Origin of the sequence: Roseivirga misakiensis, assembly GCF_001747105.1 — a bacterium.
Classification (GTDB): Bacteria; Bacteroidota; Bacteroidia; order Cytophagales; family Cyclobacteriaceae; genus Roseivirga; species Roseivirga misakiensis.
In genome coordinates this window covers 13,639-37,932 of record NZ_MDGQ01000005.1, presented here as the reverse complement: position 1 = coordinate 37,932, position 24,294 = coordinate 13,639, and the positions used below count along the sequence as shown (strand labels likewise).

General features: G+C 40.2%; 21 protein-coding genes. 14 read left to right on the top strand and 7 right to left on the bottom strand.

Annotated elements, in window-relative coordinates; translation table 11 throughout:
* Positions 1-27: 27 nt before the first annotated feature.
* On the bottom strand, positions 28-5,097 hold the full coding sequence (gene porU2 / locus BFP71_RS07775; protein ID WP_176723336.1) for a putative type IX secretion system sortase PorU2: 5,070 nt from the start codon (positions 5,095-5,097) through the stop codon (positions 28-30).
* Positions 5,087-6,280 carry a putative type IX sorting system protein PorV2 gene (locus BFP71_RS07770; protein ID WP_245701828.1) on the bottom strand — a complete coding sequence of 398 codons (1,194 nt, stop codon included), beginning with the start codon at positions 6,278-6,280 and terminating at the stop codon, positions 5,087-5,089. The genes porU2 and BFP71_RS07770 overlap by 11 nt, the downstream gene beginning before the upstream one ends.
* Before the next feature lie 254 nt (positions 6,281-6,534).
* On the opposite strand from BFP71_RS07770, the gene BFP71_RS07765 reads away from it, so the two are divergent.
* The 6 genes from BFP71_RS07765 (at position 6,535) to BFP71_RS07740 (ending at position 12,845) form a co-directional block, all read left to right on the top strand.
* The gene (locus BFP71_RS07765; RefSeq protein ID WP_069834934.1) at positions 6,535-6,867 is read left to right on the top strand and encodes a PadR family transcriptional regulator; all 333 of its coding nucleotides are present in this window, start codon (positions 6,535-6,537) and stop codon (positions 6,865-6,867) included.
* A gap of 6 nt (positions 6,868-6,873) precedes the next feature.
* Positions 6,874-9,369: a PspC domain-containing protein gene (locus BFP71_RS07760; protein ID WP_069834933.1), complete on the top strand. Its 2,496-nt coding sequence runs from the start codon at positions 6,874-6,876 to the stop codon at positions 9,367-9,369.
* A 164-nt stretch (positions 9,370-9,533) separates the two neighbouring features.
* The gene (locus BFP71_RS07755; RefSeq protein WP_069836994.1) at positions 9,534-10,115 is read left to right on the top strand and encodes an RNA polymerase sigma factor; all 582 of its coding nucleotides are present in this window, start codon (positions 9,534-9,536) and stop codon (positions 10,113-10,115) included.
* Positions 10,105-10,908, top strand: coding sequence for a hypothetical protein (locus BFP71_RS07750; protein WP_069834932.1), 804 nt, complete (start codon positions 10,105-10,107; stop codon positions 10,906-10,908). Before BFP71_RS07755 ends, BFP71_RS07750 begins: the two co-directional genes overlap by 11 nt.
* A 23-nt stretch (positions 10,909-10,931) precedes the next feature.
* A complete protein-coding gene (locus tag BFP71_RS07745) occupies positions 10,932-11,813 on the top strand; it encodes an outer membrane beta-barrel protein (RefSeq protein WP_069834931.1) in 882 nt (293 codons plus the stop codon).
* 84 nt (positions 11,814-11,897) lie between these two features.
* Complete coding sequence (locus tag BFP71_RS07740; protein ID WP_069834930.1) at positions 11,898-12,845, top strand: hypothetical protein; 948 nt, start codon at positions 11,898-11,900, stop codon at positions 12,843-12,845.
* Between the two features lie 27 nt (positions 12,846-12,872).
* On the opposite strand, the gene BFP71_RS07735 is transcribed toward BFP71_RS07740, so the two are convergent.
* Entirely contained in the window at positions 12,873-13,385 is a 513-nt protein-coding gene (locus tag BFP71_RS07735) for a hypothetical protein (RefSeq protein WP_069834929.1), read from the bottom strand.
* Between the two features lie 66 nt (positions 13,386-13,451).
* Between BFP71_RS07735 and BFP71_RS07730 the strand changes: the two genes are divergently transcribed.
* From BFP71_RS07730 to paaD, 5 genes are read left to right on the top strand one after another with little or no spacing between them, the layout of a single operon-like run.
* On the top strand, positions 13,452-14,033 hold the full coding sequence (locus BFP71_RS07730) for a TetR/AcrR family transcriptional regulator (protein ID WP_069834928.1): 582 nt from the start codon (positions 13,452-13,454) through the stop codon (positions 14,031-14,033).
* A gap of 5 nt (positions 14,034-14,038) precedes the next feature.
* Complete coding sequence (paaA, locus tag BFP71_RS07725; protein ID WP_069834927.1) at positions 14,039-15,025, top strand: 1,2-phenylacetyl-CoA epoxidase subunit PaaA; 987 nt, start codon at positions 14,039-14,041, stop codon at positions 15,023-15,025.
* A 5-nt stretch (positions 15,026-15,030) separates the two neighbouring features.
* A complete protein-coding gene (locus BFP71_RS07720) occupies positions 15,031-15,645 on the top strand; it encodes a hypothetical protein (protein ID WP_069834926.1) in 615 nt (204 codons plus the stop codon).
* Positions 15,642-16,397, top strand: coding sequence for a 1,2-phenylacetyl-CoA epoxidase subunit PaaC (gene paaC, locus BFP71_RS07715; RefSeq protein WP_069834925.1), 756 nt, complete (start codon positions 15,642-15,644; stop codon positions 16,395-16,397). Before BFP71_RS07720 ends, paaC begins: the two co-directional genes overlap by 4 nt.
* 15 nt (positions 16,398-16,412) lie before the next feature.
* Entirely contained in the window at positions 16,413-16,904 is a 492-nt protein-coding gene (paaD, locus tag BFP71_RS07710; RefSeq protein ID WP_069834924.1) for a 1,2-phenylacetyl-CoA epoxidase subunit PaaD, read from the top strand.
* Here the strand turns inward: paaD and BFP71_RS07705 are convergent.
* A complete protein-coding gene (locus BFP71_RS07705; protein WP_069834923.1) occupies positions 16,897-17,691 on the bottom strand; it encodes an alpha/beta hydrolase in 795 nt (264 codons plus the stop codon). The genes paaD and BFP71_RS07705 overlap by 8 nt on opposite strands.
* Before the next feature lie 90 nt (positions 17,692-17,781).
* Between BFP71_RS07705 and BFP71_RS07700 the strand changes: the two genes are divergently transcribed.
* Genes BFP71_RS07700 through BFP71_RS07690 form a run of 3 tightly spaced genes read left to right on the top strand, consistent with a single transcriptional unit; the run spans position 17,782 to position 20,712 of the window.
* Positions 17,782-18,336 carry an RNA polymerase sigma factor gene (locus tag BFP71_RS07700; protein ID WP_069834922.1) on the top strand — a complete coding sequence of 185 codons (555 nt, stop codon included), beginning with the start codon at positions 17,782-17,784 and terminating at the stop codon, positions 18,334-18,336.
* On the top strand, positions 18,333-19,451 hold the full coding sequence (locus BFP71_RS07695) for a T9SS type A sorting domain-containing protein (RefSeq protein WP_069834921.1): 1,119 nt from the start codon (positions 18,333-18,335) through the stop codon (positions 19,449-19,451). The genes BFP71_RS07700 and BFP71_RS07695 overlap by 4 nt, the downstream gene beginning before the upstream one ends.
* Positions 19,452-19,455: 4 nt before the next feature.
* Entirely contained in the window at positions 19,456-20,712 is a 1,257-nt protein-coding gene (locus BFP71_RS07690) for a TIGR03435 family protein (protein WP_088124940.1), read from the top strand.
* A 12-nt stretch (positions 20,713-20,724) separates the two neighbouring features.
* Here BFP71_RS07690 and egtD read toward each other — a convergent pair whose 3' ends face one another.
* The 3 genes from egtD to BFP71_RS07675 form a co-directional block, all read right to left on the bottom strand.
* A complete protein-coding gene (egtD, locus tag BFP71_RS07685; protein ID WP_069834919.1) occupies positions 20,725-21,690 on the bottom strand; it encodes an L-histidine N(alpha)-methyltransferase in 966 nt (321 codons plus the stop codon).
* A gap of 1 nt (position 21,691) precedes the next feature.
* Positions 21,692-22,966 carry an ergothioneine biosynthesis protein EgtB gene (gene egtB, locus BFP71_RS07680; protein WP_069834918.1) on the bottom strand — a complete coding sequence of 425 codons (1,275 nt, stop codon included), beginning with the start codon at positions 22,964-22,966 and terminating at the stop codon, positions 21,692-21,694.
* Between the two features lie 147 nt (positions 22,967-23,113).
* Entirely contained in the window at positions 23,114-24,205 is a 1,092-nt protein-coding gene (locus tag BFP71_RS07675; RefSeq protein WP_069834917.1) for a ferredoxin--NADP reductase, read from the bottom strand.
* Positions 24,206-24,294 lie beyond the last annotated feature (89 nt).

Sequence of the window (24,294 nt, the reverse complement as noted above, 5' to 3'; positions counted from 1 at the left end):
AAACCCATTATTTTGGGTTATGGCTGTTTATCGAATGATCACCAGCTTTCCAAAACCATTGTCAAAGGCTCGGCTGTCTTTTCCAGTACCTCTTCGGCCGATTTCTGCCCCACTGCTATTCCTAATTTGCACTCGGTAGAGATAAGTGCCAGTGGCTAGTTTATCGCCATATTCATCACGGCCATCCCAGGCATATTCTGAAATATTACTGCCAATCTGGATCGGTCCGAGTTCGGCTTGGGTAATTTCTCTGACCAGCTTACCTGATACGGTAAAAATTTGAATTTTAATCTGGTCAGGTATTTCGTTCCCCGTGAGCGTAAATACAAATCGCGTACTGGTTGAAAATGGGTTCGGATAAGGATAAAAATTAGTCACAGTCGATGCATTAACCACTTCAAAATTTATCTGATATGGACCAATTCCCGCCTGATTTCCCGATGCATCCGTGGCATTTACTTGTAATTGATAAGTGGCATCTTCTAGACCTTCTGGCCTATACTGCACTTTAAAGTTTTCGTTTTCCGAAGCTGGTGTAAAAGTTACCTCTGGATCAGAAAAATTAACCCTCTCCATCAGACAACCTGGACATACTTGCCCCAGCATAATTTCAACACCAAGTGTATCCGTCTTGAAAATAAACTCATTATTATCCCTTAACTCCACCTCAATTAACGGAGTTGGAGAAACTATATCTCCATCAATGATGTAAATACCATCAAAGGTCACATCCATGGCAGGATTTACATCGTCACGCCTCACGTTATAAAAAGACTCTAATCGGATAACATTATTACTCGTGAATTGCTCAATCTCATCGCCCAAATTCACTAACACTTCAAGATCATTTAGACCTACTTTTCCGCCCGTAGCAATCGGCAAACTGAAATCGACGAATTGTCCTGAGGCAACTGCCGGAATTTGAGACGTTTCCGTGACCTCTTCACGGGTGTTTTGGTTGGTCAAAGTGTACCGAACGTTTAATGGACCTTGAAAGTCGTATGCTGAAATATTAGTAAACCTAAAGTTGGCCGTAAAAGGCTCCCCCTCTTGCAATTCAATATTTTGGTTCTCATCATTTTGTAAAGAAATCACACCTTCTGGTACACCTGTATAGCTAACCGACCACTGATCGAGTTGGGCTGGTGTGGCAGATGTTCTGTCAACCATATTGACAAATAGCCTGACGAATGGGTAAACGGCTGGATCAACTGAACTTAAATCGAGTTCGTTGATATCATTCAAAGTGAAAAGGGTCACTTCGGTACCATCCAACTGACGCCCTCTTACTTCAAAAGTGACATCATCTTCTGGTTCTTCAATGATACTTTTTGTGAGTAATCCCCACTGACTTACCGGACCGATAACTGGGGAAAAGACCGATCCGCTATCTGTACTGGCACTAATTGATGTTGAAAAGGAAATCTCGGTATCTGATGCGTTATCTGAAGCACCCGCTGGTACACCCCTGATCACTTGGGCTGTACCTTGTGCTCTACCTTTTTCACCAAATATGATTAACGGTTCACCTGCATTGCTAGGTATGTCATTTTGACCTACACCAATGCGCCCAAAATCATCTCGAGTTTCATTATCCCAATCGTAAATAACTGTCCCTAAAGAAAAGAATAGGACAAAATCACCCTCGTCCACTCCATTAACATACTGTCTTAACAAGCGATCATCACCAGAAGTATTGATATTAGTTAAGGTATTATTGGTAAATCGGTTGATGACTTGCGGTGTGACACCACAGCTTAAAGGATCTAGAATATCGAATTCTTGACCGGGTGTTCTTACAATCAAATATGGCCTACCGCTATCCTTATCAAAAGCAATTGCTAGCATAGCATTTGGTGAACAAGATCGGTTTGAACCTGTTGAGAACATCGATCGCCCATCAATTTCAATGGTCATATCAAATGGATTGCCACCAAGCGGGTGATCAGCCCCGTAAGTGACTACATCTATTTCAGTTGCTGTACCAGCAAAGACCCATGAATCATTTTCTTCGTTTTTACTCACCGAAGAAAGACTCAATTGTTCGAATTGATCGAATGTCGTTTGCGCCCAACCTTCGCCGCCGTTTGCTAAGTAAGTAAAAGTCGAATTAGCCCATGGTTGCGGATCTGCTAATAGGTCTTCCTCAAAAATAGATCGCCAATAGTACCGGATGGTATCATTCACAGTGGCAGGCAGAAGGTCTACATCCCAAGTCGCCAAACCCTTACCCGCTAAAGTTGTCGTTTGTTTCCAAGGGCTATCAAAGGTATTTACTGTATCTATTTCTACGATATAGGTCTTGTCATTTACCTTTAAATCAGAGGATTGCACCACGAGTTGCGTGCTGTTTGTATTGAGCGTTGCAAAATTACCAGGGGCGGAGTTAAATGTGCCAGAAGAGGTAAAGAAAAAGCTAATTTCTGCACTATTATTAATTTCGCTGCCTTCATCAACACTGTTCGATGCATCTAAGAAAACCTCAAACTTATTCTCTCCAAAAACATCCAAGCCTTGGTTGCTGATTTGGTAAAATACGGTATCTCTATTTCTAACAGGCGGCACTTCAATTTCTGGCAAATCTAGAATTGTACCATCAGATAAAGTACGTCTCACACTAACCGAAATCGGGTCGGTTGTCGTTCGGCCAGCATTATTCACAATCACACCTAGATTAAAGAATTGAGTCGCTGAAGTGATCGGTTCATCATTGATGGGCTGGCGAAATATATCTTCTTCTCTGACGATATAATCGACCTTATCATGGCCGAAAATCTTTAAAGCTGGGTCACCTTGTAATACGGTTTGTTCTGCGGTAGCAAAATCTGCTTCATCCGGTAAAAATCCAGAAATCTGTTCCGCGATCACTCTTTGCTGAATTACTCCTACAGACTCCGTCATAAAAAGCGTATCGGACATGGCGCGGTAGAAGTTCTCAGTGTATTCTTCTAACACATTTGGAATACCAACGTCGCTATGCGAGATGAAATTTACGGCACCACGGCCCTCAGCTGCTAGCCAGTTCTCACCGAAAGAATTGAAAAAGAAAATCTCGCCACCACGACAACCATTTACCAAAAACACGGGATATCTTCCATTGTTATTGTAGCCATTGTTGGGGTCAGTTACATTCCCGATATCTATATCGGTAAAAGTAGAAGAAGAGTGACCGAAAAATGTAACAAATCCTGTCCCTCTATTGATCTGATCCGAAATATTGAAATTTTGAACTGCGTTATTATTCTGTTTCGAAATATTGGTCACATCCGCACCGAGATAATCGGCGGAAACTACCTCACCAAAACTTTCAATAAAACTTCTAAAACGATTAAGTTCATCGGTACTTAGGCCTCCACTGAGTTGAATGAAATTTTTCGTCCAAGGTGAATCTTTGATGGTGGCTTCTTTTTCTTTCACTTTATCTAAGTAAAAGGCCACATTTTGTGGGTTTACTACAGAAAGTCTACCCACTGGGAATGCCGGATAATGTTCAGTACCGTCGAGCCCTTCCACGTACATAATATCGGAGCCTGGGGCACCCATCGTTGGTACTAACTCCCTCCGATTGGTTGCCAATGGATCTGAAAGCCGCTGATTCCTTCGATCGACTCGGCTAGACTTTCCTATCAAGAAAAGGTATTCAGGCGTGCCCTGAGCATAGGCCTGCACCATATATCGCCTGAGCGCCAATGGTGTATATTCTCCGTAACCAAATTCATTAATCAAGTCAGTAAAGTTCGCATAGCCCACATTAAAGGCGCCACCCTCAATCGACTCTCGGTAGTCTACATAAGCCTGGACGGGATCGTCATAGTAGCCAGGCACTTCTTGTTTGAGGTAAGGATGTGAAACGATGAAATAATTAAAGGCAGAAAGGTCTTGAAATTGGAAGGTCACTGGTTCAACAGCTGCATTCACCACATCTGCTGTTCGCTTTAAAAACAGCTCTCTTCCGTTCGCATCATTTGTCACAGCACCAGTGAAAGTGTTCGCGGAAACGGAACCTTGAATACGAATAGGATTTTGATAATCGGTAATATCAAAAAGTGCCACATCACCATCTACATTGGCAATTTCAACACGTTGATTGCCACTAAAAGGCTGTAAGTAAATACGCTTATCCTGAGCCTGCGCATCAATACGTTGCGGAAAAGTAACGCCAGCATAACTCACTGCAATTCTACTATCGGCCACCCCATCAACTTCTAAAGATTCTACTCTAATGATCAGTCGACCATTGTCGATGTCGGTCCATTCTAGCTGAAAATTGATAATAATAGAGTTGTTCCGATCAAATTCCACATCGCTTCGAATGGCTCGAAGGTTGTCAGTGGATGGTCCAACAAACACAGAGGTTTTATGACGCACATTATTAAAACCAACTATTTGCAAAGTTAACTGCGGTTTGCCACTTGTCTGGTCTTCTAGGGTAATGCCATTTACAGCTAAATCCAAGAAATTAAGCTCGTTAGACACGCCAAAGTCACTTCTAATAATTTCGCGACTCATAAACATTTGCCCTAGATCATAAAGCGATCGCTTTACCTCCCCTGATGGATTACTAAGTGGATAATATTGCCCAAAGCTAAACCTGCTCGTTTGTAAATTTCGCAACTCCTGTCGGTGCAAGTCGATCAATGAAAAAGATGAAGGGTCTGTGTTCGTCACCTGCATTCTTTTTCCCGCTGTGGAAGCTTCGGTTAGAAAAAACGCCGTAGTATCTGAGAAAAGGTTATAGAATTTATGGATTTGGTCCGATGGTCTGTAGAAGAGTTCTGTATCCTGTGTTCCGTCATTTCTTCTGCCGTAGAATTCTAAATAGTCGCCAGTTTCCAACGTACCGTCAGCACCATCTTCAATATGCAATGCTACTTCTTGTCCCCTGTGAAATAATTGAAGGTTGGCCAGATTGATCGTGGAAAGGTCCATACCAGCACTTTGAAGTGCTTCAGGAGAAATCCTATGAATGTCATTAGAGCCCGTCTTAATCTTATAATAGGTCTGGCTATATTCGATCCATTCATTTCCCTGCACCTGACCAAATACCAGGGCGGGCAGACATAAGAAAGCAACAAGAGCTAATAGCCTATTTATCATTTTCTTGATTCTTTTTTCTGATGCGTCTTTTGTTCTTGGCATAAATGGCCGCCAAAGGTTCTAACGAATAACTGATTGAAAAGACATGTGAATAAGGAGACTCCGCAACATTTCCGATATCGGTAAGCGCATAGTCAATTTTGAACTCATCTAGTTGAATACCCATCCCCATATTAGGCTGGAAAGTCCAAAACGTAGATTCTGTACTCACATCCCCTGTGGTAAAATCTTTAACACGCTGAAAATTCCCCATGCCCATGCGAAGGAAAAACTTATCCTGATAGTCAAATTCAAAACCGAATGACGGGTCGACAGATGCAATTCTATTGGGGATTAGAACATTTCTTCTTCCATCGAAACTGAACGTGATATCAGTCGAAACCAGTACATCAATGTCAGTGTATAGATTAAAAGAACGAGAAGCGCCAACAATCATTTTAGGTAGCGTTAACTCGAGCGAGTTATTTGGAATCTCATTGTTGGTTTGACTGAAAGAATTCCTCAGCTGGTCCTTATCTATAGTCCAGGAATTAAATGTTGTTGTAATATCCCTGATCATTATCCCAAAATTCCATGCATCAACTTGATACTTAGCGGAAGCGTCTAAACCAAAGCCCCAAGCTTTCGCAAATGGGCCGATCGATCTTCTTACCACCTTGAAATTGACCCCAAAAGTAAGGCCTCCACCTTGTACAAAATTTTCTCCTCCGATTAGACTAACTCCTCTTGCATAAGAGATGATCAGTGCTACGTCCGAAGTACTAAAGAAATCGATCAGACTATAATCTATCCTTCCTTGATCATCGAAAAGTAATCGAGTATCAGGAATATCATCAATTCCCAACCTAATAAGTGCCAAACCCAAATGGCTGTCAGAATCAATAGCCATGGCAGCACCTAAATAGTCATAGTTAGCTACCCCTTGAAAATAAGCGGCATGCTGAAATGAGAATTGATAGCGATGCTCTATGTCCGTGAGTGCCGCTGGATTCCAATATGCTGCAGTCACATCATCTACCACGGAAGTCATAGCATTTGACATACCCAAGGCCCTTGCTCCTACGCCGATAGACAAAAATTCATTACTGTATTTTGGGGTCGTTTGCGCATTAACACTGGAAGTGACCAGAAAGAACAGGACGAGGAATGTCCCTCCAATAAGTTTAATGAATGTCTTTATCACGAGCTTTATAGCCACTAATACACGTCAAAAATAAATATACCTACTCTAATCGAAGGAATTTTAAATAACAACTTTTTTAAGGCAGAAATATTTCCTTAAAAAGTACACTGGCGGTCATTTTACTCAAGATTTTGTCAGGCAACCAACGGCACTCTACACTGCATGGTAATATTTTTTCTATAGTACTATGCAACACATAGTACCTTTTTTCGTATGTTTGTAGCACAAGGTCAATATCTTAAAATGAAAACAAGATGAATTTAGAGAACACTCAGATACAAATGCGGAAGGGAATCCTCGAATTCTGTATTCTGAAAATTATTTCCAGAGGTGAGGTCTACGCTTCGGATATGTTAGGGGAACTCACATCTGCCAAAATAATGGTCGTAGAGGGCACATTGTACCCGCTACTCACCCGACTGCGCAAAGCAGGGCTGGTAGATTACAAATGGGTAGAGTCAAGTTCAGGTCCACCTAGAAAGTATTATACCATCACGGATCTAGGGACAGAATTTGTCAACAACCTAGAAAACACTTGGCAAGAACTCGTACAGTCAACTTCTCAAATCATCTCAAATACTAAGTAAGCGGTCATGAAAAAGAATATAAGCATAAACATAAGCGGCATCATCTTCCATATAGAAGAGGACGGTTATGAAAGATTTAAAAAATACCTCGATTCAATCAATCGATACTTTGCTTCCTATGAAGACAGTGAAGAAATCATTGCAGACATAGAAAGCCGAATTGCCGAGTTGTTCTTAGAAAAACTCGACGAAAGTAAGCAAGTTATCTCCATTGAAGACGTGGATGTTCTCATCAACACGATGGGTCAAATCTCCGACTTTGAGGCTATGGAAGAGGAAGCTGATTTCTCAAAGCAAGAACCAGTTGCTGATAGTACACAGACTGAGGATAAAGAAGAGCCGAAAAAGGAGAAAAGGAAAAAGACGACAAATCAAAAAAGAACTGTCGATCCACCAAGACGCTTGCAAAGAGATTCTCAAAATCAGGTATTAGGTGGTGTGGCAGCAGGTCTAGCGCATTATTTCAAGACAGACCCTATATGGATCAGAGGTGCGTTTATAGTACTGACCCTCACCGGCTTATCTCCGCTGGTTTATATCGTCATGTGGATCGCAATCCCTGCAAATGATGGACTAGTAGAACATACGGCCATCAAAAAACTCTATCGAAATCCAGACGAACGGGTACTCGGTGGTGTGGCTTCCGGTTTAGCCAATTACTTCGGAGTTGAGTCTATTGCTGTTCGGATAGCTTTTATCTTACTCACCTTTGCAGGCATAGGCATTCTAATTTATTTAGTCCTTTGGATCATCACTCCAAAGGCTACTTCTATTACGGACAAAATGCAGATGAAAGGTCAGAAAGTGACACTTTCGAATATCGATTCTAGTATTAAACAAAACAAGGAAGAAGAACTTAACCCGAAAGGAGAAAATACATTCACAACGATTCTATTATTCCCTTTCCGATTGATCGGTAAAGTCTTCAGCCTTACTGGAAAGGTATTATCGCCATTATTCCAGTTCATAGCAGCGGCCATTAGAATTTTCACTGGAGGCGTAATTGCTATCACGGGTATTTCTGTTATGTTCTCGTTATTGATCACAGCAGGTGTTGTACTCGGATTGTACAATGGCGATTGGTTTATCTACGGTAGCGATGCGGATTACTTCCCTTATGAAGTATTTACCAATACGTTTCCAGAGCTAGGCATACTGTTTGTCTTGGTGGCCATCTTTATACCATTCTTGTATGTCTTTATCGCAGGCATCACCATCATTGCCAAACGAAAAATCATGAGTGGTTCAGTAGGCTGGAGTATACTAGGTATTTGGATGATCGCCGTAGTTGGTACGTTCGCCATCTTACCAAACATTATCAGAGACTTTAGCGAGGAAGGTTACTTTGAGGAAATCGAAACGGTAGAAATTAAGGCAGATACACTCTTTATTGATGCCAATGATTTTCCAAACTACGAGTACGATTCACGTCGCTCTAGAAGACGTTTCCGAACAGATGAACCGAGCGAATGGACAACCGAATTCACTGATATTGACTTAGCGCCAAGCAACGACGATACTTACAGCTTGAAAAAGCGTTTTAGAGCACGTGGCAGAAATCCTAGGGATGCTGACGAAAATGCTCAAGACGTAACTTATGGCTACAAGGTAGAAGACTCCAAGATTCTTTTCGATCGTCAGATGATGTTTAAGCCAAGGGCTGAATTCAGATTCCAGGAACTAGACGCAACGTTCTATATCCCGAAAAATGTGCCTTTCCAAGTTTCGCGAGAGCTGAGAGATGTAATCAACCGATTCAGTTACCGATACTCTTGGTATGAGACTTATAGAAACACTTGGATGTTTAACGACTCGGGTAGACTAGTTTGCCTTACTTGCTCGGAAAATGATGACGACGATCGAAGCTCGAGAGTCGATTCCAATACCTTTAGCAAAACAGTCAATGTGGAGGCTTTTACCGGCCTTGATGTTTGGGAAAATATGGAGGTTTTTATCTCTAATGCCGATACCTATGAAGTAGTGGTTGAAGGGCCTAGGTCTAAAGTAGAGAATGTTTTAGTCAGTGTTTTGAATGAAGAGTTAAAAATCGATGAAGATGGCTCTGGAGGTGATTGGTCGAATGTTAAGATCTATGTGAAATGCCCTCCACTAAAGTCGATCGATCTTCAGAATGGTGCTTCGGTAGAATACTCGACTAGAGAAAGTGGCTTATTAGTAGTAAAAACTTATGACGATTCTAAAGCTGACATTAGTGGTAACCTAGACGAATTGGATCTGTATATCACTGATAATTCTAGAATCAATCTCACGGCCAACATAGAAAACTTGAAAGCAAATATCATTGAAAAAGGACGACTATATGCCTATGATGCCGATGTTGTTGAAGCGGAAGTGAGTACTTCTTCGGAAGCAAGAGCCAGGTTAAATGTTAAAAACTATCTAATCGCCGAAGCTGGAGGACTCTCTTCTATCAGATACAAAGGGACCCCTCAACTTGAGATTAGAAACGAAAGCCGATCGGCTACAATCAGTAAATATTAACCAAATTGGAGCCATCAGTCCGGTGGCTCTAATTTTTTATAAACCTATTAATCAATTACTTAAGCCCACGAACATGGGCTTTTTTATTATTTCTTGATTTTTTTTCTGGTTGGATGCAACCGAATTTATCAATCATACATCTACCTTGTGTAGTCAACCAAAAAATGCTTCAAATTAAAAGGTCAAAAACTGAAGACAAGCTTCTCGAAGGGTGCCGCAAAGGCGATCGAAAAGCACAAAGGGACTTATACGAAAAGTATTCACCCCTAATGTTTGCGGTGTGCCGTCGGTACATTAATGACAGTGCGGAAGCTGAGGACGTTTTGGTTTGTGGATTTACAAAAGTGTTTGCGAAAATAAGTCAGTTCAAATCTGAAGGAAGTTTTGAAGGATGGATTCGCAGAATAATGGTCAATGAAGCACTCTCGTACATCCGCAAAAACAAGAGCATGTATATGGAAGTAGAAATTGAAAAAGCAGATCGAGAGCCTGATTACAGTCAGATTCAAGATCGGTTAGAAGTGGAAGATCTTCAAAAGTTGATCGACCGACTTCCAAGCGGTTACAAAACCGTTTTTAATCTCTACGCCATTGAAGGCTTTTCGCACAAGGAAATAGCTAAAAAACTGGGAGTTAGTGAAAATACCTCGAAATCACAATTAAGTAGAGCAAGGGTACACTTACAAAAACTTTTAGTAGAAGCTGAGGATTTTTTGAATGATAAATTAATGAGACATGAAGGGTAATAAGACAGATGACCTTTTCCGAAATGGTCTTGGATCACATAAAATAACACCGCCCTCTACGGCATGGGACAAGATTGAGAGTCAGCTCCCAAAAAAGTCTAAGAAGGGTATATATTTCTGGATGAGCGTTGCTGCTTCAATTCTCATCATACTGTCTTTTGGATGGGTAATTATCAATAAGAATAATTCAGAAATTGGCGTAGACTCAAAAGAGAGACAAGCAGGTATTAAACCTGCGATTATCGAAGAGCCGACATTAAAGCAAGCGGATGAGCCGAGTGTGGATAAAGCAGCACCTGCTAGCCCTACACAGCTAGTGACAAAAAGCCTTCCATCAAACTTAAAACCAAAGAACGATCTACCTAAAAAAGAGCAAAAATCAGCTATAGTTCCTGCGCAAACTGCACTAGATAATAATCTTCAAGCAAGTGTTGAGGTTGAAGAAGCAACTGAAAATAAAGAACTGATCAGAATAGATCGCCTAACAATAGATTTTAATACACAACAGTCATTCATTGCTAACAATACTTTCAAGTTAAGCCCAATAAATGATACTGAAGTAAACCTAAGCAGCTACATCAATAGCTATGAAATTATGACCATGCAGTCTTCTAAACGAAAAAGGCTAAGTCTACTTTCAGGAATTGTCAACGTGGCGAAAGGTGTGAATAACAGTAAAATCGCATTATCTGAAATGCGAAAATCTAAAAACGACTTCTTCAACAACGACCTGAAATATGGAACAAAAGAGGCTGAGGCTGAAGACATCGATCAAGATTTGGACGAAAATTAAATAACAACTCAAAATATATACTAATGAAAACGCTCACTAAACTATCAGTGGTGCTAATGTTGGTCGCATTTAGCATTACAAATATCAAGGCACAGAAAAACCAATCTCTAAGTGACCTAAGAGATATTGGAATACAATTAGAAAACGAAGGACACTTTGAGCTCACCGAAGAAGTTTTTACTGAAGATGCTAATGCAGAGTTCAGCGAAGACATAAGAGTTTCAAGGAGATACAGAAAGGTGAAAAGAGGCCGCAGATTCTTCGATGATAGAGATATAGACAAATACTATCCGAGAAGAGGGACTCAAAACTTTATTAACATCTATGTAGGTTTAAACAACTACTTACAAGATGGAGAATTGCCGAATAGTAATTCAATTTTAAGCTTACAACCTTTAAACTCATGGTATTTAGGCCTAAACTTCGACAATGTAACGCACGTATTCGGCCCACTATATTTAGACTGGGGTGCCGGAGTAAGCGTTCAAAACTTTAGCTTTGAAAATACCAGAACAAGAGTAATCAAAGGACCTGATTCTATCAGCTTTACAGAAGAAGCAACGGTATCTGGTAAGAAGAGTAAGCTCACCATGAGTCACATTAACCTCCACTTTGTACCGACCATTTCCTTTGGCCGATACCGATCTTTCAGAGTAGGGTTTGGTGGATATGCTGGATACAGAATTGGCTCACATGTAAAGTATAAATACGATGACGTAAACGGTAACAACCAAAAAGACAAAGAAAAAGACAACTGGTTCATTAATCCATTTAGATATGGTGCGAGAGCCACTGTTGGCTGGGATTTCTTCGATCTGTTTGTCAATTATGACCTAACGGAATTATTCGAAGACGATATCAACGCCCCACGATTAAACCCAGTCACTTTCGGGGTAATATTCTAACAACAATCAAAACTCAAAATCGAACCTCAAGCGGCACCAGTCAAAGTGTCGCTGGTTCAATCTCAACATTAAAACTTTAGAAAGATGAAAAACATCTACAGAGCAATATTTGTGTGCATAGTGGTCTGTTTTGCCACCCAAAATGCAGAAGCCCAATGGCGCTGGGGACGATACGATGATTTCGAAAGACTCGACACCATCGTGAGTATCCCTAAGAAAAATCATAACAGTCTTTATATTTCAGACAATGACTTCTATATCAGAATGAGCTTCCTAGGACTGGAAGTAGAAGTAGAAGACGACTGGGACTACGACTGGAGAAGTAGAAGAAGAAGGTCACGTAATGTGGAATACATCGAGCAACACGATCATGGAACACTAAGAGGTTTCAACTTTGAGTATGGCATCATGAACTTCTTACAAAACGGAGAATTTCCATCGTCAAGCGACCTTTATCAAGTTAAACCATTAGGATCTACATTCGTGGGTCTAAACTGGAACCACATTACTCATATGAGTGGTGCTTTATACCTAGACTGGGGTGCTGGACTAAATTGGTATAACTACAAATTCGAAAACGCTGCTACACGGTTAGATCCGAATGGCGGAGAATTAAACTTTGTAGAAGATCTTAATATCAACAGCGCCATTAAGAGTAAACTGAAAGTAACCTATTTAAATTTTCAAGCTATCCCAATGTTCGACTTCGGTAGAGGAAAAAGATTGGTGAGAGTCTATGAAGAAGATGATGTAAGAGTTGCTTTTAGTGCCAAAAGAGGCGTTAGAGTTGGTATTGGACCTTATGTTGGACTTAGATTAAGCAATAAGGCCAAATATATCTTCAAGGATGACGACGGACGAGACAAAGTGAAAGACAAAGGCGGTTTCTTCGTAAACGACTTCCGTTATGGTATGCGATTCCAGTTAGGAATTAATGGATTTGACATGTTTGTCAACTACGATTTCAACGAATTATTCGAAGATGGAAATGGCCCGCAGCTCAATCCAGTGAGCATAGGCGTTATCTTCTAATAAGATTTATCAAACCGACCGAAAGCTTCAAGGCTTTTGGTTGGTTTGCTTTAAAAACCAATCCTTCTCCTCCCCTTTCAGCCCAAACAATTTTACAAAATACCGAGTGCTAGGTCTATTCGTGGTGATCAAGATTAAGAATAGTGTAAATACTAGCGCATACACCATATCCCCCTTTTCATACAGCCCGTAAGCGCAAATTCCTGCACCAACAGACCACATAATATTTCTATAGATAATCGGTTTACGTACCATCTGCAACTTGATATCTACCTCCTTAATCTTCTCAAGCGCCTTTAAAACATCCTTTTTCCAGGTCGCCAATGTACGCATAAGCACATATCCAATGCCTATGGCCATAACACTATGAAACATCACATCTGGTTCCTCTAAAAAGACAGATCTTAACTCGCCAGCTTTCTCTTTTTCCAAAAATACCCAACCAAAAAGAATCAATGGAATCACTAGAAAAAGATAGATTACTGATTCTAGCGACTTTATAAACTTGTCTTTGTTAAATTGAGGATCGTTGAGTACCATCTGAATGTTGAAAGTAGTTAAAACAATAATTTGCTAACGAACGTTAGTATGTTTAATTTTGAGTGAATGGAAACGCTAGTTAAAAAGAACCGCAAACAGCAAATCGAAGAAACAGCAACCAATCTCTTTAGAGAGCGTGGTTATGCCGCTACTTCAATGCGTGATCTTGCACAGGTTTTAGGCATTGAAGCAGCTAGTCTCTATTCACATATCAAATCTAAAGAAGAAATTCTTCAAAAAATATGTTTTCGCATGGCAGATGAGTTTTTCGAGGCTTGGAAGGGCGTTGAATCAGAAAACTCAAGTTTTGCAGCAAAAATGAAAAAGGCTGCTATTGCTCATGTAACGGTCATTACTAAAGACACGGCTGCTTCGGCGGTATTCTTTAACGAATGGCGACACTTAAGTGAACCCTTTCTAAGCGAATTCTTAACCATGAGAAACGATTACGAAGGTCGCTTTATTCAAATCATAGAGGAAGGTATAAATAGCGGTGAATTCGAAACAGTAGATACTCATTTCACCATGCTTACCATTCTTTCTTCTTTGAATTGGACACACAATTGGTACAAACCTCAAGGATCATTGACTCCAGATGAAGTAGGTACTAGATTATCAGAATTGATTTTAAACGGGCTAAAAAAATAAATCTTATGTACGGAGGTGGAAATACATTCGAAACAATGAAAGCCACAGCATTAGCTGAGGAAGATCCAATTAAACTAGCTGAATTTGAAGCTAGAATTGATCGTGGCGAAAAGATTGAACCTTCTGATTGGATGCCGCAACTTTATAGAAAGCAGCTAATCAGAATGATTGAACAGCACGGTCATTCAGAAATTATCGGTGCTTTGCCAGAAGGCACATGGATTACACGTGCACCTGGTTTTAAGAGAAAACTTGCACTAATGGCTAAAGTCCAAGACGAAGTAGGCCATGCACAATTACTTTATTCTGCTGCTGAAACGCTTGGAAAGCCAAGAGAGCAACAAATCGAAGATTTAATCTCAGGTAAGTCTAAATATTCAAATATTTTCAATTACCCAGCTTTTACATGGGCAGATTCATGCTTCATTTCGTGGTTAGTGGATGCAGGTGCCATAGTGAACCAATTGGCCAACTCAAAGGGAAGTTATGGCCCTTACTGTAGAGCTTTAGAAAGAATTTGTGCTGAAGAGTCATTCCACTTGAAGTACGGCCATCACTGTGTAATCCACATGGCAACAGGTACTCCAAAGCAGAGAGAAATGATGCAGGCCGCTATCAATAGATGGTGGGCTCCAATGATGCACTTCTTTGGTCCATCGGACAAAATATCTGTACACTCCGAAATCTTAATGAGATGGAAGGTGAAGATGGCTTCTAACGATGAATGTCGTCAGCAATTCTTGGATATGTACGTTCCAAAAATTTGGGAACTTGGATTGACTATCCCTGATGAGAACTTGAAAAAGAACAGCGAAACTGGTCAGTGGGAATTCACAGAGCCAGATTGGGAAGAGTTCAAACGAGTGATCAATGGTGATGGACCTTGTAACAAAGAGCGCATTGCAGTTAGACGTACTGCCGAAGAAAGAGGCCGATGGGTAAGACAAGCATTACTTGCCCCTAAATCGAAATACGTTACGCCATTAGCATAATTGCAATGTTAGAATCACTAGACCCGAGGGTAAACCGATTAGAATTACCAGAAACATTTGAGTCGCCAATGGCGGCAAAAGATGAAATGGATCAATTCGAGACCTATCAAGCTTTTGTTCAAACTAAAGAGGGTAAACCTTTCGAACATGCTGGAATAGTTCATGCACCGAATGAAGAAATGGCCTTTCTTTTTGCTAAAGAACAATTTAGTAGAAGAGGCATGTTCTGCAATGCGTTGTGTGTTGTCAAGACTGAACTTATTCAGGTATCGGCATTTACTGATAACCTTCAAGATGTCTATGATACTTTTGAAGGTACTTACTCTGGTGATGAATCTAAATCGTTTGAGGTTTTCCATTTATTGAAAAGAGGAAAGCAGCACAAATACATTGGTAATGCACTTGGCAAAGACTTTCAAGATGCGCTACTATGTGCGAAAGAATTATACCCAAGAAGTAAGCCCGTTTACAATGTTTGGGTTGTGCGCACAGAAGATATCCTAATGTCTGACGAAGATGACGTGGATATTTGGAATACACTGAAGGAAAAAAAGTATCGTGATGCTATAGATTATAGAGCAGCCGATAAAATAAAGGCATTCAAAGAAGAGAACAGATGAATCAGCAAGCATTAAAAGAGCTACTATATAAAATGGCTGATGACCAGTTAATTCTTGGCCATCGCAACTCTGAATGGACAGGATTTGGTCCTCTTTTGGAAGAGGACATCGCGTTTTCTTCTATGGCTCAGGATAAAGTCGGTCAAAGTTGGCAGCTGTTCAAGATCTTGAACGAATTAGGAGAATCTGATCCTGATACCGTGGCATTTATGAGAAATGCTGAGCAATTTCATAATTGTCAGTTGGTGGAATTACCAAATGGTGAATATGACTTTAGTCTCATCAGGCACTTTCTTTTTGATACTGCCGAACTCATAAGATTCCAAATGCTCTCCGAATCGAGCTATGAACCTTTAGCTAACCTGGCCAAGAAAATAAAAGGTGAAACTAAATACCATAGCATGCATGCGAAGGTGTGGATAAAACAACTAGGTTCGGCTACAGAAGAGAGTATTACTAGGCTTCAACAGTCGTTAGACTTGGCTATGCCTTATGCCCTAGGCATATTCGAACCATCTACTTTTGAAAACGAACTGATCAGTGAGGGTATTTTCGCTGGAGAATCAGCACTCAAGGAGCAGTGGATACCGGCAGTCACTTCAGTACTTGCCGAAACTGACCTGATCATGCCTGACCTACAGTTACTAACCCCACAAATGGGAGGTAGAACTGGCACGCATACGGAACATTTACAACCACTGCTTGATGAAATGTCGGAAGTATTTAAAGTAGATCCAACTGCTGATTGGTAGATTAATTGCCCGATTATGGTAACAGCATTAACTAAGGATATTGTAAAAGACTGGCTGGAAGAAGTGAAGGATCCTGAGATTCCTGTTCTTTCATTAAACGATTTGGGGGTTATTACTAACATTGATGTTTCACCAGATCATAAGGTAGTTGTCAATATGACGCCGACTTTCACTGGTTGCCCAGCCATGGATGTGATGCAACAGGATGTGAAAGATGTCCTTGAAAAGCGAGGCATTTCAGATTATGAAGTGATTGTTTCTTTCGAAACGCAGTGGAATTCTAACATGATTTCAGAAAAAGGTCGAATTGCCTTGAAGGACTTCGGTTTAGCTCCACCTCCTGGGCATGACATGATTGTTGATATCGATATCATTGAAAGAGCAAAATGCCCACATTGCGATAGTGAAGATACAGAAATGAAGACTCCTTTTGGCCCTACACTATGCCGATCGATGCACTACTGCAACAGCTGTCAACAGGCGTTTGAACAGTTCAAACCTATTTAGTCCCGAAAAAGTAAATCAGGGCATCATCTAGCAAGGGTTTCCAATTCCGCCAATTATGACCTTCATCCACTTCTAGATATTTGAAATCATAGCGTTTAGTTTCCAGCGTACTTTTAAGCCTTCGGGCATGTATTTCTGTGTCATTTTTTGACCCAGTACTTAGAAAAATCTTCAGCGGTAACAAATCTTGTTTCAAATAGAGGTCGTAAATCTCAGGAACGGGGTGTAATGCTGGCGATTGAATTCCCAACATATGAAATGTATCAGATGCTTTCGCCCCAAAATAAGTGGCATTTAACCCTCCGAAAGACAATCCCATAATGCCTCGGTGCTCTTGCGCATCACTCACGTTAAACCTCTTTTCAATATGAGGCACTAGTTCTTCTCGATAGAAATCCACGTAATTATCATAACCTAAGAATTGCTTGTTTCTTCGATTATTTGAAAGGTTACGGGGATCACGATTATCAACAAAAACGGCCACTATTGGCTCAATAACACCTTTGCCGATTAAGTCATCTATAATTTCATGCATGCTACCTGCCTCTAAATACCATTGTCCGTCCGTTAAATAAATAACTGGGAGATCTTTTAGCTGGTCGTGGTTTGGCGGGGTATAAACTCGATACTGCAAATCATATCCTAAAATAGTACTCTCGATAATTTCGTTGTCACTTAGTTTTCCTGCGAGCTTGACATCATTTGCAGAAACACTATTCAGACAAAAAATGAGTAGCATAAATGGTGTTAGTCTTAGCATAGTAGGCTGAAACGCAATGGCTGGCATTAGGTTTAGGTTAGCTTTTGGTAAAGCTAAATGCTAAAAGTAACTTTTACGTAGGGCTATGTTACTACATTATTGAGCAGCAACTTATACATGACAAAACAGGAGCATTTTATATCTCTCTACAACGAAAGTCACGAGCAGTTCGTGAAATTTTGCCATGCTATGGTTGGTAACTCGGAGGAAGCAAAGGATTTAATTAGTGAAACCACGCTGAAGGCATTCGAACAATTAGATCAGCTAAAAAAGCAAGAATCTTTTACGCCATACTTAATTGGCATTGCACGAAGGCTCTATTTTAATAAAATACGTCGTAAAAAAATTTTCACACCTCTTCTATTTCAACATGCTGAGCGAGTGGTGGATACAAATGCTCAGGCCGATTTATCGATTGAGATTTTGCTACTCTACGAAGCGCTCGCCAAACTTCCCATAAAGCAAAAGGAGGCTCTCATACTATTCGAAATCAATGGCTTTCCGCTAAACGAAATATGTGATATACAAAAGACCAAACTTTCGGCTGTAAAAGCGAGGCTCAGAAGAGGAAGACAAAAACTTAGAGTACTGTTGGAGGATGGAGAAGTCGCTGAGAATGAAACTAAATCCAATCAAAAAAAGCATAACCCATTACTAAAAGAACTGATATGAGTAACATGGATTCATATTTTAATCAGGCAAGGGAGAGTAAACCGTTTATTCCTTCGACAGAAGTGATAGACGGGTTAAAAGAAAAATTAAACGCGACAGAAGCAACAAACACGCATAACACTAGACGCTATACACCCTCTTTTCCCATTTTCAGAACATTACGCCTCTGGTATTTGATAGGGGCTACGACAGTGGTAATCATACTAATTATTGTAGCTGACGGACTCACTCCAAATGATTCGGGCCAAAACATACTTGGCTTAAAAACAGAGGACTTTCGTATTGAACGTGTCAATCAACAAAGGGCGGCCCTCATAAGGTACTTAGGCAAATCGGAAAATGATTCTACTCAAAACGTAGAGGTATTCTTTAACAAAAAGCAGGAACAGGTGAACAATGCTGAAATAATCCCAACCCTTAAAGTTCCTCGAGAGGTTTTATTGAAAATGGGGTTTCGGTTTGAAAAGGAAGAAACAATATTCGAAGCCAATGTTAAAGGTGAGGGCTATTTGATGATAAGCCTAGCCAAGAAAACACATGCTTTGACCATTGATGACACCCCTTTACCTGATATTAAATTCGAAGCCATAAGCCATCCACTGTTTGTTTCAGACATGAAAGGTGTACAGCGAACACGTTTTGCCTTTGGCAGAGATCCGATGAAATTAAAAGCATCCTATTTCAATCAACTCATTGACGACCTAGTGCCTATTGCAGTACCACACCCTTCTGAAGAAGAAGATTATCTGGGCATATTCTGGTTTAAATCGACCGAGGAATTGTTTGATCAACTTGTGCAAAAACCGGATATCAAGGAAAATTCCAGTACAACGCTGACCAAAAAAGATAATACTAACCAACCAACAATTAGACCACTAGGGAATCCATTTAAAGGGATACTTAATGTGGAATTTTCTATCCCTGAAGCAGATAGAGTGGCCATTCATCTGATTTCAATTGAAGGCAACATTGTCAGAGAACTCATGCCGATCAACCAACTGGAGGCTGGTAACCATAATGCCTCCTTTGAACTGTATGATTTACAAAGAGGTGTCTACCTGCTACAAATGATCACGTCCGCTGGTCGCGTGACAAAAAGAATTATTAAAGAATAAACACATGAAAAAAATAACCCAGTTTACCCTTTTAGCTACATGCTTTTTATGCATGACTGCTAGCCCAATCTTTGCTCAGATTGTGACCAAAAACATTGTTAAGAGTCAAATACCAGCAGGACAAGAAATCTCTCAACTGACTTTCGAATCTATTATTCAAGGGCCTGAAAAAAATGCATTCAACAATGACCTTTTGAAAGGAAAGGTAGTGATGCTAGAATTCTGGGGTACTTGGTGCGCGCCTTGCATCAAACATTTTCCAAAGCTCAATGATTTGGCAACTTCATTTTCGGAGGAGGGTTTCGTCATTATTTCTATCACTGATGAAGCTGAAGAAATTGTACGTCCTTTTTTGAAAAGAAGACCTTTGAATACTTGGGTCGTTTCCGATACTGATCGCTCTGTAATTGATGATTTTGGTGTCAATGTTTTTCCAACAACCGTGATTATCGATAAAAATGGAAAAGTCCACGAATACGTTAAAATCGATGATATAGACAAGGATTATATCAAAGGCCTGATAGAATCAACATCATCACCTGAGAAAGTCTCTTTCAATTTGAACGATGCATCTCAACCAAAGAAAGGTGTTCAAAAAATACAGTTTAAAGGTGCTTCCAGTCAGGAATCCAAAGCAGCACCAACGTATAGTCTTTCCATCACAAAAGATTCTACAGCCAAATTTGAAGGCGGCATTTTGGGCAAAAAAATGGGACTGATTGATATGAAGGGATGGAGTGTGAGGAAGGCGATAGCTAACGCCTTTAACATTTCTCAAACTCTGGTTGAGGGCAATGAAGAGCTTCTTAATACCAAGCTCAATGTGAAACTAAACATGCCCCGACATCAAGAGGAGCTAGTTAATATGCTACTAAAGGAAGGCTTGAAAAAAGAGTTGGGCTTAACCATAAAACCCCAAGAAAAGGAGATTGAGCTGCTCGTTTTATCAGCTCCAAATGGTTTATCGAAGTACTTAAAAGCTCCTAAATCTACTAAAGGAAAGTTCAGTGCTGATGACGGAGTCATTGCTGGAAGACATTGGACCCTAAATAGTTTAATAAAAAACATCGAAGCCACGCTGGGTGAAAGCGTCTTTGACGATACTCAATTAAGCGAGCGCTATGACTACGACTTGTATTGGGACCATAATGATCCACAAAGCATTAATGAAGCACTCAAGGAGCAACTTGGCCTAGTATTAGAAAAAAAGATCAAGAAAGTCGAAAGCTTGACCGTTGAAAAAGCGGTAACTAAGTCCTAGCAGAGTCTAGGACTATACCTTCTCCCAAAGAGAATCCACAAAATAGTCGTTGGAATCTGTAAAGTTTTTCACAATTCGGAATCCAGCCTCTTCTGCAAAGGATTCGATCATCTTGTAGGAATACTTTTGAGAAACTTCTGTGTGTATTGCTTCCCACGCTTCAAAATCGATACTTTCGCCCAAAGCTTCAATAAATACTTCCTGTTTGATCTTGCTTACAATATGACTTTTGGTTTCTCCAGTCAACGGATCATAAGTAGGAAAGTGATCGAATTGGTCGATTTTAAAATTTGCGCCAAGTTCTGAATTGATTCTGGTGAGCAGATTTAAGTTAAAGGCTTTCGTGACACCTTCTCTATCATTGTATGCCGAAAGTATTTTTCGAGGGTCTTTCATCAAATCGAAACCGATCAAAAGCATATCCCCAGCCGCCAGATTAGCACCTATATGCTTCAAAAACTCTACCCCAGAGGCTTCGTCAAAATTTCCTATGTTGGAGCCTAAAAATAGTACTACCTCTTTAGTACTATCGTTTCCACTGAGTTCTTTTAAAGCACTAAAGTATTCCCCCACGATCGGTTCTACTTTTAGTGAAGGTATTTCGGCACTTAAATCATCTTTCAGTTGTGCCAAAACATGACCAGAAATATCAATTGGCGAATAAGTAAAGTCGACTTTTTGCTCTACAAAATGCGACAATAATACTTTGGTCTTTGTACCATCACCAGCGCCTAATTCTACCAATCTAAAATTATCGTTATCACCTAAAAAGGCTTTCAGTATTTCTGCCTTTTGGCGAACAAAAACTTCAAATTCTGCTCTTGTCAGATAATACTCATCCAAATCCATAATTCTTTGGAAAAGCTCATCTCCAATCTGATCATAGAAGTATCTTGAAGGCAATGTTTTCGGAAACTGGTTTAGTCCAGTTCTTATATCTTCGGCGAAGGCACTAAGTGCCTCAGTGGAGTCATTCATATTAAATAGTTTCGGCAAGTCTTAAGCCTGTAAAGTGCCAACGCAAATTGGGGTGAAAGAAGTTTCGATAAGTGTGGCGAATGTGATTTTTCATGGTGGCGAATGAGCCTCCTCTTAGTACCATCTGATTAATCATGAATTTACCATTATACTCTCCTAAGGCGCCATCTACCTTCTGATAAAAGGGATAAGGGGCGTATGCGCTGTTGGTCCATTCCCAAACGTCTCCAAAAAATTGGGTGCTATTGCCAACCCTAGGCATTGGTCTGAAACTCCTTTGATCTAAAAAATTTGCCGACTCGGGTATTGTTGGTTCATACTGCCGACAAGCAATCTCCCACTCAAACTCTGTTGGTAAACGTTTCCCTTTCCACTTGGCAAAGGCGTCTGCCTCATAGTAGTTTATATGCGTGATGGGTTCATTAGGATTTACTTCCTCTAAACCTCCGAGCGTATAATGCTTCCAAACACCACCTTCTTTGAACCAATAAAATGGGGCCTTAATCTTTTCTCCTTTAGCCCATTCGAAGCCTTCCATTAACCAGAAGTTGAAGTCTTCATAACCTCCAGCTTCCATAAACTCTATATATTCTCCAGCAGTAATCAACCGATCTTGGATTCTATAGGCATGAACAAAGGCTTTATGCTCTCCTTCTTCATTATCAAAATGAAAATTCTCGCCAGCATAACCAATTGAGTAAATACCCTCGGCCACATCTAAAAAGTTTTGATCTAGAATGACTTCCTCTGACTTAGATATTGGAGTTTTATAAGTGGGAAATAAAGGGTTAATACCTAAAATATGCTTGATGTCGTAAACAAGTAATTCTTGATGTTGCTGTTCGTGGTTTATTCCTATTTCTAAAACGTCTATAATGGATTTACTCAAAGTTGTTTGAGAAATAAACTGAGCCATATGCTCATCCACATAGTCGCGATACGCCATCACCTCCTTTACCCAGGGCCTTGTTAAAAACCCTCTTTCCGATCGCTGCCATCTTTCGCCTTCTGTTTCATAGTAGCTATTAAAAAGGAAGTGATAATCGTCATCGAAAATTTTGTATTCAGGCATGTGATCCTTTAATATAAAATTCTCAAAGAACCACGTAGTATGAGCCAAATGCCATTTTGGAGGACTCACTTCTGCCACAGGTTGTACCACAAAATCTTCAGGTTGTAGCGGCTCACAAATCTCTTCTGTTATCTGACGACACTCGTTGTAACGCTTCAACAAACTCTGATTATTGGTGGTATTTTCTTGTGTGGTGAGTTTCATATTTCAGATTTAGTCAAATTATAGGATAAAGGCAAAAATCATCTGTTAAGCCTTAGATATCTATATGTCGTATGTGTTACAACTTTGGAGACAAAAAAAGCCCAAAGATTTTTCTTTGGGCTCAGTTTTTTTTTAAACCTTCTCTACTTAACCGATTTCTATCACTACATCATCAGTCAACGGATGTCCCACACAAGGAAGTACATAGCCTTCATCAAGTTCGGCTTCTGATAAGCCTTCATCTTCGTCCATTTTTACTTTACCGGATAAGCACTTGCCACGGCAGGCTGTACATAATCCGCTTTGGCATGAGAAAGGTAAATCCACATCTTCATCCAGCCCTTTTTCCAGAATGGTTTCATCTGGTTCTACAGTATACTTATATTCTTCGCCATCATAAATGATAGTCACTTCTCTGGCTATTAACTCATCAGAATCGGCAGTTTCTTCTTTCTTTTCACTCGCAGTGGATACAAAACTTTCCTTTCTAATTTTTGAGGACGCAATGCCTAAAGCTTCCAAAGAACTAATGGCTACATCCATCATAGGGGTTGGTCCACAAATGAAGAATTCTGAAGCTTCTTCACCCAAATTATCTAGGACCTCCTTTATAATTTCTTGTGTTAGGTAGCCTTCATGACTTGAAACTTCGGCATTTGGAGTTTCCAAGATATGCACAACGTTAAAGTTGTCATTCGACTCCATTTCTTTCAACCCCTCTTTGAAAATTATACTCTCAACATTTCTGTTTGCGTATACCAACGTGACCTTTGAATTAGACTCTTGATCGAGGATAGATTTGGCTAAAGACATTAACGGGGTAATACCGCTACCTCCACCCAGTAAAACGACATGTCTTGTTTGATTACTATCGATTGTCGTCACAAAATTACCATTTGGCTCCATTAGCTTCATGGTATCTCCTGCCTTAACATGATCATTCAAGTAGTTTGAGACGATTCCGCCATCCACACGCTTCACGGTTACAGCAGGATTATCATCTACATGCGGTGATGTACAAAGAGAGTAGGCACGTCTTTCTTCCTTACCATTTACATCAACAATGACTGTCAGAAACTGACCTGACTTGTATTCGACTCTTCTGTCGTCTGGGTGTTCAAAGTGAATACTTACAGCATCGGCTGTTTCGTGAATCACATCTTTTACTTTCAGGTTTAAAAAACCCGTTTTCACTTCAGGTACTTTATCTTGCTTCTTCTTAAATAAACCAAATGCCATAACTAGAACTCAAATTCTTTTCTGTGTAACAAAAGTTTGGGCAAAGAGTTTAAATCGCCCATTTTTTGGTTCGGCAAAGGTAATGACTA

What these genes read in the sequence shown, in the direction of transcription:
- egtB (WP_069834918.1), bottom strand. Translation starts at nt 22,966, where the DNA reads ATGAAACTCACCACACAAGAAAATACCACCAATAATCAGAGTTTGTTG.
- BFP71_RS07675 (WP_069834917.1), bottom strand. Translation starts at nt 24,205, where the DNA reads ATGGCATTTGGTTTATTTAAGAAGAAGCAAGATAAAGTACCTGAAGTG.
- BFP71_RS07705 (WP_069834923.1), bottom strand. Translation starts at nt 17,691, where the DNA reads ATGCCAGCCATTGCGTTTCAGCCTACTATGCTAAGACTAACACCATTT.
- paaA (WP_069834927.1), top strand. Translation starts at nt 14,039, where the DNA reads ATGTACGGAGGTGGAAATACATTCGAAACAATGAAAGCCACAGCATTA.
- BFP71_RS07740 (WP_069834930.1), top strand. Translation starts at nt 11,898, where the DNA reads ATGAAAAACATCTACAGAGCAATATTTGTGTGCATAGTGGTCTGTTTT.
- BFP71_RS07750 (WP_069834932.1), top strand. Translation starts at nt 10,105, where the DNA reads ATGAAGGGTAATAAGACAGATGACCTTTTCCGAAATGGTCTTGGATCA.
- BFP71_RS07745 (WP_069834931.1), top strand. Translation starts at nt 10,932, where the DNA reads ATGAAAACGCTCACTAAACTATCAGTGGTGCTAATGTTGGTCGCATTT.
- BFP71_RS07690 (WP_088124940.1), top strand. Translation starts at nt 19,456, where the DNA reads ATGAAAAAAATAACCCAGTTTACCCTTTTAGCTACATGCTTTTTATGC.
- egtD (WP_069834919.1), bottom strand. Translation starts at nt 21,690, where the DNA reads ATGAATGACTCCACTGAGGCACTTAGTGCCTTCGCCGAAGATATAAGA.
- BFP71_RS07730 (WP_069834928.1), top strand. Translation starts at nt 13,452, where the DNA reads ATGGAAACGCTAGTTAAAAAGAACCGCAAACAGCAAATCGAAGAAACA.
- BFP71_RS07760 (WP_069834933.1), top strand. Translation starts at nt 6,874, where the DNA reads ATGAAAAAGAATATAAGCATAAACATAAGCGGCATCATCTTCCATATA.
- porU2 (WP_176723336.1), bottom strand. Translation starts at nt 5,097, where the DNA reads ATGATAAATAGGCTATTAGCTCTTGTTGCTTTCTTATGTCTGCCCGCC.
- BFP71_RS07695 (WP_069834921.1), top strand. Translation starts at nt 18,333, where the DNA reads ATGAGTAACATGGATTCATATTTTAATCAGGCAAGGGAGAGTAAACCG.
- paaD (WP_069834924.1), top strand. Translation starts at nt 16,413, where the DNA reads ATGGTAACAGCATTAACTAAGGATATTGTAAAAGACTGGCTGGAAGAA.
- BFP71_RS07755 (WP_069836994.1), top strand. Translation starts at nt 9,534, where the DNA reads ATGCTTCAAATTAAAAGGTCAAAAACTGAAGACAAGCTTCTCGAAGGG.
- paaC (WP_069834925.1), top strand. Translation starts at nt 15,642, where the DNA reads ATGAATCAGCAAGCATTAAAAGAGCTACTATATAAAATGGCTGATGAC.
- BFP71_RS07765 (WP_069834934.1), top strand. Translation starts at nt 6,535, where the DNA reads ATGAATTTAGAGAACACTCAGATACAAATGCGGAAGGGAATCCTCGAA.
- BFP71_RS07700 (WP_069834922.1), top strand. Translation starts at nt 17,782, where the DNA reads ATGACAAAACAGGAGCATTTTATATCTCTCTACAACGAAAGTCACGAG.
- BFP71_RS07720 (WP_069834926.1), top strand. Translation starts at nt 15,031, where the DNA reads ATGTTAGAATCACTAGACCCGAGGGTAAACCGATTAGAATTACCAGAA.
- BFP71_RS07735 (WP_069834929.1), bottom strand. Translation starts at nt 13,385, where the DNA reads ATGGTACTCAACGATCCTCAATTTAACAAAGACAAGTTTATAAAGTCG.